The organism is Sporosarcina sp. P13, assembly GCF_002743055.1.
Taxonomy (GTDB): Bacteria; Bacillota; Bacilli; order Bacillales_A; family Planococcaceae; genus Sporosarcina.
This window is the reverse complement of record NZ_PDYM01000031.1, coordinates 26,195-37,032: the sequence shown is the minus strand read 5'-3', so window position 1 is coordinate 37,032 and position 10,838 is coordinate 26,195. Positions and strand designations below refer to the sequence as shown.

Annotated in this window: 10 protein-coding genes; 8 read left to right on the top strand and 2 right to left on the bottom strand. The window is 40.0% G+C overall.

Going from position 1 to position 10,838, the window contains the following annotated elements:
• Positions 1-401: 401 nt before the first annotated feature.
• A complete protein-coding gene (locus tag CSV79_RS12770) occupies positions 402-2,402 on the bottom strand; it encodes an acyltransferase family protein (RefSeq protein WP_099689448.1) in 2,001 nt (666 codons plus the stop codon).
• 165 nt (positions 2,403-2,567) lie between these two features.
• Positions 2,568-2,822: a ferredoxin gene (locus CSV79_RS12765; protein ID WP_099689447.1), complete on the bottom strand. Its 255-nt coding sequence runs from the start codon at positions 2,820-2,822 to the stop codon at positions 2,568-2,570.
• Positions 2,823-2,939: 117 nt separating this feature from the next.
• On the opposite strand from CSV79_RS12765, the gene CSV79_RS12760 reads away from it, so the two are divergent.
• The 8 genes from CSV79_RS12760 (at position 2,940) to CSV79_RS12725 (ending at position 10,787) form a co-directional block, all read left to right on the top strand.
• A complete protein-coding gene (locus CSV79_RS12760) occupies positions 2,940-3,962 on the top strand; it encodes a YpbB family protein (protein ID WP_099689446.1) in 1,023 nt (340 codons plus the stop codon).
• Between the two features lie 11 nt (positions 3,963-3,973).
• On the top strand, positions 3,974-5,410 hold the full coding sequence (locus CSV79_RS12755; RefSeq protein ID WP_099689445.1) for a RecQ family ATP-dependent DNA helicase: 1,437 nt from the start codon (positions 3,974-3,976) through the stop codon (positions 5,408-5,410).
• 144 nt (positions 5,411-5,554) lie between these two features.
• Positions 5,555-5,857, top strand: coding sequence for a hypothetical protein (locus tag CSV79_RS12750; protein WP_099689444.1), 303 nt, complete (start codon positions 5,555-5,557; stop codon positions 5,855-5,857).
• Positions 5,858-5,936: 79 nt separating this feature from the next.
• Positions 5,937-6,692, top strand: a complete 756-nt coding sequence (locus CSV79_RS12745; RefSeq protein ID WP_099689443.1) for a metallophosphoesterase — start codon at positions 5,937-5,939, stop codon at positions 6,690-6,692.
• Between the two features lie 27 nt (positions 6,693-6,719).
• On the top strand, positions 6,720-7,682 hold the full coding sequence (locus CSV79_RS12740) for a YpdA family putative bacillithiol disulfide reductase (protein ID WP_099689442.1): 963 nt from the start codon (positions 6,720-6,722) through the stop codon (positions 7,680-7,682).
• An 83-nt stretch (positions 7,683-7,765) separates the two neighbouring features.
• A complete protein-coding gene (prsW, locus tag CSV79_RS12735) occupies positions 7,766-8,458 on the top strand; it encodes a glutamic-type intramembrane protease PrsW (RefSeq protein ID WP_099689441.1) in 693 nt (230 codons plus the stop codon).
• A 239-nt stretch (positions 8,459-8,697) separates the two neighbouring features.
• A complete protein-coding gene (gene sleB, locus CSV79_RS12730) occupies positions 8,698-9,483 on the top strand; it encodes a spore cortex-lytic enzyme (RefSeq protein WP_099689440.1) in 786 nt (261 codons plus the stop codon).
• Positions 9,484-9,512: 29 nt separating this feature from the next.
• Positions 9,513-10,787: a PepSY1/2 domain-containing protein gene (locus CSV79_RS12725; RefSeq protein ID WP_233201442.1), complete on the top strand. Its 1,275-nt coding sequence runs from the start codon at positions 9,513-9,515 to the stop codon at positions 10,785-10,787.
• The last annotated feature ends 51 nt before the right edge of the window (positions 10,788-10,838 follow it).

The following is a 10,838-nucleotide window of genomic DNA, read 5'->3' as shown; positions in this document are numbered from 1 at the left end:
TGATCTTGTTCTTTTTTAGTGAATAATAGTTTAGTCATTTGATCCGACCCCCGACATCATTTTTATGTATAAACAAAAATACCCTATAAGACGGACTTTTTCAAAGTGTCCATCTTATAGGGTACAGTTTATTATGGGAGACTGTCTTTTTGTATGTGGATTAAGTGTCAGTGGAGAGCGGGTGGCGGGTAGTATACCGTTTTACTCCGCTCCAGGCGGACGTGTGCCGGAGGGCCAACCTTAAAAACGATGCCCTAACGCTTCACTAGAATTCTCTCCTGAAGTTATTAGTAGGTAGAATTTTAAGCTTTACAATTTGTCTTTTTATTTGAATTAAAAAAGGTGAAGGACCAACGCCAAGTCACCTAATTACTAAAAAGACATCTCAAACTTGTGGTACATTATTTACCCAATCCCTTGAAAGCTTGTTCCAAAGGATCTTTCAAAGGTGTAGCTAATGTTTTTACGTACTCTGCGGTTAAGTGGTTATTATCACGATAGACAATGATGTTGCCGATTACTGGATGACAAGTGGTTTCGTCGCAGAAGTAATCCGTTAGGTCCTCGAAGATAACGTTGGATGGGATGCCTTCGCTGTTTTCCCAAGGGAGTATGTCTGAGACACCCTCTGAACGATCGATTGCACAATCTAAAGGATCTTTGGCGTTTTCTAAACAAAGAGGAATTTTCTCTTTCATCCGCGGGTTATCACGAATGGCGAAGATCGTAGTAATGCCTTCAAGATATTTCCACTGATTAATATAACCAGGTGGGACTGTATCATGCTTGTTCAATGTAGCTGTCGTAAACACCAAATCGGGTGGATTTTCTTTCAAATCTTCTATTAAATTGGCATTCCACTCTACGCAAGCTTTTGTTAAATAACCGTCAGGATCTTCATCCGTGAATCGACAACCGTCGTGATTATACAGATCGATTCGGAAATTTAGTTCTTCTGCAAGTATTTCAAGTGCAGGGAACCAGTGTCCGGAATGGGATCCACCGACTAAAGCGAGGACATACTCTGGATTGTCTATTACGCCATACGAACATTTCCTTACTTCGGTACGATCGCGGCCTAAACATTTCAAATCCTTATAAAAACTAGGTAAATCCGTTTTAATAGCTAATGCAGAAGGAATCGGTTCCAAATCTTCTGGTGGGTCAATATCATAAAAAATGGCCTTGGCACCGGGGTAGTTTTTTTCATCCTGATCCCAATTGATCATACTTGCTGAGGTCTTTTGAATATAAACTGAAATCGTTACAATTGAAGTGCATGTAATTAAAAGCATGAAACTTAACACAGCGATGAGTTTTCGTTTCTCACGCCCTCTGCCCATCTTAAGGACAGGTTTTTCAAGCAATTTAGTAGAGAAAATTGACAATACTAGTGTGACGAGTAATAGCGCTATACCATCTACTATCGGAATCGTTGTCGTATTCATATGTGCTCGATAGAAAATTAATAACGGCCAATGCCATAAATAAATTCCATATGTAAGACCACCTAAATAAGTGAGAGGCTTGATACTTAACAATCGATTGACCCCGAACTTTGTGCTGACTTCTGTTGATAGTAAAATGAATAACACACCACTAATAGGTACTAAAGCTAAATAACCAGGAAACACAGTGGATACCGGCAATAAGACACCTGTTAAACAGATGATCAATAGACCAATCCATCCAATGACTATACTGACATTTTTATTAAATCGTAAATAGGGTGAAACTAAAGCGAATATCCCGCCGATGCTGAATTCCCATAGACGAGTAAATGTATCAAAATACGCCCATGGCTGATTGGCATATGTTTGATAGATTGAATAAGACAGAGAACATAAGCACACTATGAGAAGTGAAACTAGTAATGTTTTCCGAACCGGTGTCTTTAACACTTTTTTTGCTATAAAATAGACACTAGCGATGACGAGTGGCCAAAGTATATAGAACTGACCTTGCACGCTGAGTGACCAGTAATGTTGGAAAGGACTTGCAGCATTATCCAACGCCAAGTAATCTACAGAGTCAAATGCCAATCGCCAGTTTTCAAAATAAAATGTAGAAGCTATGATATGTGCAACAATTTCTCCCCACTCAATCTTCGGTAAAAAGACTATAGACAATACCCCGGTAACGACTATGACGAGTAGCGCTTGGGGGAATAATCTTCTAGCTAACCCCAAAATAAAATTAGGAAATCTTACAGAACCTGTTTTCTCAATTCTTGATAAAAGAGATAAGGTCATTAAGTAACCCGAAATGATGAAGAATACATCGATTCCCCCAGATACTCTGCCTAGCCATATATGGTAGATCGCGATAAGCAGGGTTGCGATAGTTCGTACACCTTCGATTTCAGGACGAAATCTCTTTTCGGATGAGCGTAAATCTGTCATGCGTGTTCTTCACCCCATATATCTTATGTAGTTCATTTATAAATACAGACTGTAATAATATTAATAGATAGTAGTGGAAGTTTCAAATCCTATATTTGCTAGTAATGCATGGTGGACAATCAAAAAACAACACATCCTACGTACGGAAGTGTTGTTGGTTATGAATCAATCTTCATATTTTAATGGATCGCCTTCGAAGGCTTCATCCGCAATTTTAATTGAATCAGTAGGGCAACCATCAAATGCGTCTTCGAGATCCTCCATCAGTTCTTCTGGAACTTCAGTGTTTCCCATGTTATCATCTAAAATAACAAACGCAATTCCCTCATCGTCATAATCATAGATATCTGGTGCAGCTGCGCCACATGCTCCACATGCAATGCATGTATCTTGATCGACAATCGTAAACTTTTTAGACATTGTCTTTCTCCCTTCTTCCTTTCGCTATTCACACAACCTGTTTGTATCTACTCTATTCTAAAGCTGTTTTCAACAATTTTCAACAATAAAACTCAATTTCTTCAAGGGGGAGTGCAATTGACTTTTAAATCTGTCTTATTAACGATGTTTCAACGCTTGCACGGTGAACGATCAGCACAAGGTGTTTATCATATTCTACGGGGGAAACGTTCAGGGCAAACGTTGCAAGATGTAGAATATTATCAGTTAAAATCTTTTTATTCGTTATTGCCGAATCTGTCAGCAGTAGATTTCCAACATGCGATCGATCGTCTCGTTTCGGATGGATTAATACGAATTGAAGATCATCTGGTATATTTTACTGAGAAAAGTGAGCGTGATCACGTCGATTATGGCTGGCGCTTTAATGGCTGGGACTATCGTGGCAAAGAGAGGGAGTTCAGCAAACGGCTGGCACTTGTTGTACAAACGCTGTCGAATATCAGGATTGGCGAGAATATGTTCATGCCGATACAAAAAGAATTGCCTATCCAACAATTTGTCAAGGAATTTCTACGGAATTACCCCATTCCGATTCGTGAGTTGTCTAGAATACTACGCGGTGAGTTAGAGCGGGTGATGCTCGAATCTCAACTAACTGAATTACAATGTATAATTCTGTCCAATCGTTTAACAGGCTATCGATTAACGGCGTTAACGTGGGAACAATTGGCGGATCAATTGAACGTATCTAGTACAACCGTCCAATTGACCTTTTTAGAAAGTCTTCATATCGTAATGGATTTCATTTATGAACAAGAAGAGTTTCCGTTATTGAACAACTTAGCAGCTGGTTGCCGGGTGGACACTTATTTGACACATTCTGCTGAACGAACTAAGTATTTATTTGAAGATGGATACTCCATCGAACAAATCGCTTCGTTACGCAACTTAAAAATGAGTACGATAGAAGATCATTTTGTAGAAATGGCGGTGAATATGAAGCACTTTCCTTTTGAAGAATTTGTGTCGCAGGAACAAATTGATGATGTTTGGCGTCACATTGATCGATTGCAGACGAAACGATTGCGTGTATTAAAAGAGCATTGTGGTGGGTTAACGTATTTTCAATTGCGTTTAATTATTATCTATGGAAAGTAGGTGAGAAGGTAATGGAACTTCAGGATGTGTTGCGCCAACGGTTCGGTTATGAATCTTTTCGACCTGGTCAACAGGAAGTGATCGAGCATATAGTGGCTGGAAGAGACGCTATTGCGATTTTTCCAACGGGTATGGGGAAGTCTCTTTGCTATCAATTACCTGCTTATCTAATAGAAGGAGCCGTCATTGTAATTTCACCATTGGTCGCATTAATGGAAGACCAAGTCGCGAATTTACGCAAACATAAAGAAAAGCGTGTCGTAGCAATTAATTCATTTTTATCAAAGCAAGAGAAAGACTTGGCATTGAGCACATTGAATCGTTTTAAATTCATTTTCCTCTCTCCAGAAATGTTAATGCAACCAAATGTGCAGCAGTTGATCCGCCAATTGCACATTGCTTTTTTCGTTGTAGATGAAGCGCATTGTATATCCGAATGGGGCTTTGATTTTAGACCTGATTATTTACGCTTGAAAGAAATTTTTCAAGGGGAGAATCGAGTGCCGATTTTAGCTCTAACAGCTACTGCCAATGAAAAGGTTGTATCGGACATCACTTCTTACTTACATATGAATGATCCGTATATTGAACGTCAGCCAATCGACCGACCGGCCATTTCCTACCGTGTTTTACATGTAGATAATGAGCGAGAAAAGGCGGAGTGGATTATCGGACGACTTTCTACGACAATCGGTCCTGGTATTATCTATGTCGCTTCTAGAAAACGAGCGGACGAACTGGCAGCACTCATTCGAGAGCATGGTATTCGAGTGGCAAGCTATCACGGTGGAAAAGAACAAGATGAACGATCCATCATCCAAGAACAATTTATTCAAGGTGAGTTAGATTGGATTTGTGCGACGAATGCGTTTGGTATGGGCATCCATAAAGATGATATCCGGCAGATCATCCATGAGCATCTTCCAGCGACACCTTCTGCGTATATTCAAGAAGTAGGACGCGCTGGACGTGATGGAAACAAAGCGGTTGCTACGTTACTTTATTGTGATCGAGATACTCAAATAGTGAAATTTATTGTCTATGAAGATTTGCCCGATGAACAACAGATTCGCTACTACCATTCATTGATTCAGACGGATGTTGCAGTAGAACTTGCTGCTCAACAATGTGGACTGACGGAAGTAGCTTCTAGGCTGTTAGCTTACTATTTCGGGCAATTTAATGAACATCAAGTCATTCGACAAATTAGACGTATTTATGAAGTGAAAGAAAAACAAATTGCAGAGATGGAATCGTATGTGAAAAGTGACAGTTGTTTACGTCAACAGCTCATGCATCATTTTGGTGAACAGCCTGCAGTTACTAGTACAGATTGTTGTTCGCATTGTGGAAATCTTAGTGAAGATTGGCTGATTAGAAAGAATAGTGAAGAAGAAACGAAAAAAGTCTTGCAATGGAGAGATAGGCTCCAACAATTACTAGGATGAGATCGCTGCACATATTTACTTTTTCGGTAATATTCGGCATAATAAGACTGTGAATAGAATGGCTTCTATTACTTAAAGACATAAGAAATAGAAAACTTCATATACTGGTAGCTAATATTATGAGGTGTGAAGGAGTAGTTGAAATTGAGTGAAAAACAGTATGAATTGGATTTTGAAAAACATCGCAGAGAGATTCCTGCAAAAGAAGGGTACATGCCTTCAAGGACAGAAATCCATGGTAAGAAAAAAGATGGACAGCGAGATTCGATGAAACTAATTACAATATTTCTCGCTATTTTCACATTAATCCCGATACTTTTTTTACTATACGTATTAACGGGCTTATCTTCGCCCACTATATCAGATCAAGTACCAGTAGAAATGACAGAGGTTTCTATGAATGAAACGTTTATACAATGCGAGTATCAATTCTTGGAATTTTCGTGACTATTGATATAATGAATAAGTATTTATACTACTAAGAAAGCAAAGTGGATACTTTGCTTTTTTCTATGGGAGCTGTCTAATGAAAAGACTATTTCTAACAGTTGTACTATCGGCTTGTAGCGTACTTACGTATATGTTTGCCTTAGCCCATCAAAATCGACTGATGACGCATACCGTGTCGATAAAAGACTATTCATCCAACACGTTAAACGTTTTCTTCATATCAGATATCCATAGACGCCGGCTATCGAAGCGACTGATTAAGCAACTAAGCAACAAAACAATTCATGCAGTCATTATCGGAGGAGATGTGGCGGAAAAGGGAGTTCCATTAGAGCGTGTAAGGGGAAATATGCAAATGCTCGCTTCTGTTGGACCGCTGTATTATATTTTCGGCAATAATGATCAAGAAGTTGGAACAGAACAATTATTGAAGATTGTTGAAGAAGTAGGCGGTGTGACGTTGATTGACCAAACCGCTACTATTCCTCTGCATCCAACTTGGGGAGTATGCGGATTACAAGATCCAGCGAATGGGTCAGTCGATATGGATAAGGTAGTTGCCTCGGCACAGTGGTGTGAGCACACTATCTTAGCCGTGCACAATCCATCGCTATTCCGTAAAATAGAAGGTCGTATGCAGCCTGAACTTATGCTGGCGGGTCATACCCATGGCGGGCAAATCCGTCTAGGGACTTGGGGACTGCAGAAGAAAGGGAAGTTTCAGTATACTCAAACAGGTGCACGGTTAATTAGCAACGGCTATGGTACGACGATGGTGCCATTGCGTCTAGGTGCGAAATCCGAATGTCATGTAGTGGAAGTTCACTATTAGTGTGGGGAAGTTAGGAGAGAAGATTTCATGAATTCTGTTGATGCAGTAATTGTCGGTGGCGGTCCATGTGGTTTGTCAGCGGCCATTGAATTGCAAAATATTGGTTTATCGGTAGTGGTCATTGAAAAAGGAAATATTGTGCATTCTATTTATAATTACCCTACCCATCAAACATTTTTCAGTTCAAGCAGTAAATTATCAATTGGCAATACGCCATTCATCACAGCGATTGATAAACCAAAACGTAATGATGCATTGGTCTATTACCGAACGGTAGCCCAATTGGAGAAATTACGTATCCATAGTCACGAGAGAGTAGAAGATGTAACGAAGGTCAAAAATCGTTTTGTTATTCAGACAGATAAAACAATATACGAAGCGAAGTATGTTGTTGTCGCGACTGGCTATTATGACCAACCGAACCGTTTGGATATAGTTGGAGAAGACTTACCGAACGTCTATCACTATTTTAAAGAAGCGCATCCGTATTTTAACAAAAACATTACGGTCATTGGTGGAAAAAACTCAGCTGTTGACGCCGCACTAGAACTGCAACGGGCAGGCGCGCATGTTTCAGTTGTTTATCGCAATGATACGTATTCCAAAAGTATCAAGCCATGGATTTTGCCTGGCTTTGATAGTTTAGTCCGTAACGGAGAAATCAAAATGTACTTCAATTCGGATGTAACAAAAATTACAGAAACTGCAGTCACGGTCAATCAACAAGGTAAAGTGTTCGACCTACCAAGCGACTATGTATTCGCTATGATTGGCTATCACCCCGATCATGCGTTTTTACAAAAAATAGGTATCCAAGTAGATAAGGAAACAGGACGTCCGGTTTTTAATGAAGAAACGATGGAAACAAATGTCGATAATTTATTTATTGCAGGAGTCATTGCTGCAGGGAATAATGCCAATGAAATATTTATCGAAAATGGCAGATTCCATGGCGCGATGATAGCTGAATCACTCAAGAATATGAGTTAAAACAACAACCGTTTGCTCTATGCAGGCGGTTTTTGTCGTATCATGACTAGAATGGTATACTGGCGATATAAGGAGGCGCGCCTATGTTCATATTATTAACTGTAGCGATAGCGCCGGGCTTAGCGCTCTTTAGTTATTTGTATCTTCGGAAGCAAATGGCTAAAGGACCATCACGCACATTGTTTCATGCGTTTATTTACGGTGCGATTATGACATTCCCGATTTTGTTTATTCAGCATGTTTTCGAAGAAGAGCATGTTTTTACTAATGAATTTTTACGTAATGCTTTATTTACAAGTAGTTTGGAAGAATTTTTTAAATGGATTATTATTTACATCCTTGTTTATAAAACAGTCGAGTTTGAAGATGCCTATGACGGAATTTTATATGGTGCAAGTGTGTCGCTCGGTTTCGCCACAGTCGAAAATATTTTATATTTATTATCCTTTGGTCTTGATACTGCATTTATCCGTGCGTTATTACCTGTATCGAGTCATGCGTTATTTGGTGTCGTTATGGGTTATTATTTTGGTAAGGCTAAGTTTTCCCCTGCCGGCCGGCGTGGTAGATGGATCTGGGTGGCCTTAGTAGCTCCATTTTTACTCCATGCGCTGTATAACGCAATCTTGTTTTTATATGATTACTGGTTGTATTTAATGATCCCTTTCATGCTGTTTCTTTGGTGGTTCGGTCTCACGCGTGTCAAATATGCCCACACATTTGCCATGCAACAATTCAGGAAAAAAGCACATACTAACTTTAGGAAAACGCACTAGTGAATCGGAGTGCAAGGCAGTAGCTTAGTGTGATTAGAGTGACAGGGAGACAACTAAAATGTGCTTAAGACTAGTTGTTTCGTCTAGACCGAAGCGAAACGGTACTCATCGCATCACTCTACTCTTTCGAATATAGACCAAACTCGTTTTTTATTAAACGGGTTTTTTATTTTTTTCTTATAAATTTCAGTAGGTTGGACAAACTAGAAAAAAGCGGAGAAATTTGGAGGTGGACGTTGATGAAGCGAGTGATACCGCGCTTGCTGTTTATTGTATTAGCGAGCGTACTAATCGGTTTTTTCTTTGTCAGTCAGAGTGAAGCGTTTAGTGGACGTGATTTGGCTAAAGGAGCAAAGGGGGACGATGTCATTGAACTGCAAGCGAGACTTCAATACATTGGCTTCTATAACGGTACGATTGATGGGAATTTTGGATATGGCACGTACTGGGCGTTGCGAAAGTTTCAGGAGCAATACGGCTTGCCGGTAGATGGTATTGCTGGAAAAGGAACGAAGAAAAAGTTGCAAGGTGTTTCTGATTATGATGAAAAATACGTCAAAGCACAACTTGCTAAAGGCAATAAGTTTACGTATTACGGTGGACAACCACTAGAAGACCAAGTGAAAAAGGGCAGTCAATCGCAGAAACAAATGCAGGCGCCACCAAAATACACGGACCAAGATATTAAGTTACTCGCAAATGCCGTCTACGGAGAATCCCGAGGTGAACCATATGAAGGACAAGTAGCAGTCGCAGCGGTAATTTTAAACCGAGTCGAGCATCCGGATTTTCCAGATACGATTGGCGGGGTCGTGTTCCAGCCAGGTGCGTTTACAGCGGTTGCAGATGGACAGATTTGGTTGACCCCGAATGAACGGGCGAAAGAAGCGGTCATTGACGCGATCAACGGATGGGACCCTTCTGAAAATGCCATTTATTATTTTAACCCGATCACAGCGACGAGTAAATGGATCTGGTCTAGACCGCAAATTAAGAAGATTGGGTTACACATCTTCTGTAATTAACTGAAAGGAGGTCGCGCACCGTGAAAAAGATGGTCTTTTTCCTGACGTATTCATTTATCGTATTGGGCATTTATACGTTGGGAACTACCCGTGAGAATGAGCAGTTGTCTATTGCGCTCAACACTCAATATTCAAACAGTATTTCAGATGCATCCCAGAAGTTGGGAGAGTTAGAAGATGCGGTGAAAAAATCATTGTTATTTGAAGACAATAAAAGCTCCTCCAAAGAGCGGGAAGATATTTGGCGTTTATCTTCCGACATTAAATCGTCGATAGCAACGTTGCCAGTGGATGAAAGCTTCTCGACCTCTTGGATGAATTACCTAGGACGCTTGGGCAATTTTGCCAAAGAGTCTACAGAACAAGGCAATCCCGACGAATATTATGAAGTGATTCAAAAAGCAGCGGATAATTTGAATGAACTATCAAGTGAATGGCAAGTAGCAACGAAAGGTCTGTTATCTGGAAATCTGTCGATTAGTCATTGGGAGAATAAGTTACGTGATTCGCCAGACGGAAAAGCAAATTGGAGTAAGATGGGTCAATCGGTCATGGAATATACAGAAACGGTCTTTCCTTTAACGGCGAGTGAATCGGATGCCCAGAAGAAGAAGGATTTAAGTGGTATCAAAGAAGCTAAAATAGCGGAAGAAGAAGCTATAGATAAGTTTAAGCAGCTATTTCCGAATGTATCGAATGACTTAATTGTTGTGGATAAAAGTAGGAAAGGTTCTCCTTATCCGTTCTATCATCTTCGTTTTGCAGAGAGCTCAGCGATAGGCTATATCGACATTACCCAAAAAGGTGGGCATGTACTGTCCTATTTAGTCGAACGGAGAATGGGGAAACCTACTAAAGATTATGAAGAACTTGAAAAGCTAGCAGAACAATTTCTAAAACAAGCAGATTATTCCGATTTGGTCTTAGAGGAAGCGAGAGAAAACGATACAGCTTGGCATTTCGTTTTTGTTCGTGTGAATCCCGAAAACGGAGCAAAAGTATTTTCCGATCCAATCCACATGAAAATGGCCAAAGATACGGGAGAAGTGCTTGGACTGGATGCATCTGAATATATTCGCAAAGAGAAATTAGCACCGCAACCCATTAGAAAAGTGGACTGGAAACAATTCTTTAGACCTGGTGTAGAAGTGATGGATGAACAGCTCGCATATGTTGAAGATCGTCAAATGCAACAACGATTAGCGCATTATCTAACAGTTGTTTCAGATAAGGAGAAATCCGAAACCTATAAAATTCTTGTGGACACTGACACACTGGAAGTGATTACAACAGAAAAACAATAGAGGTATGTATTTCAGTAGCGTATTAGAAATAGTTTGGAAAAGTCTTCTCCA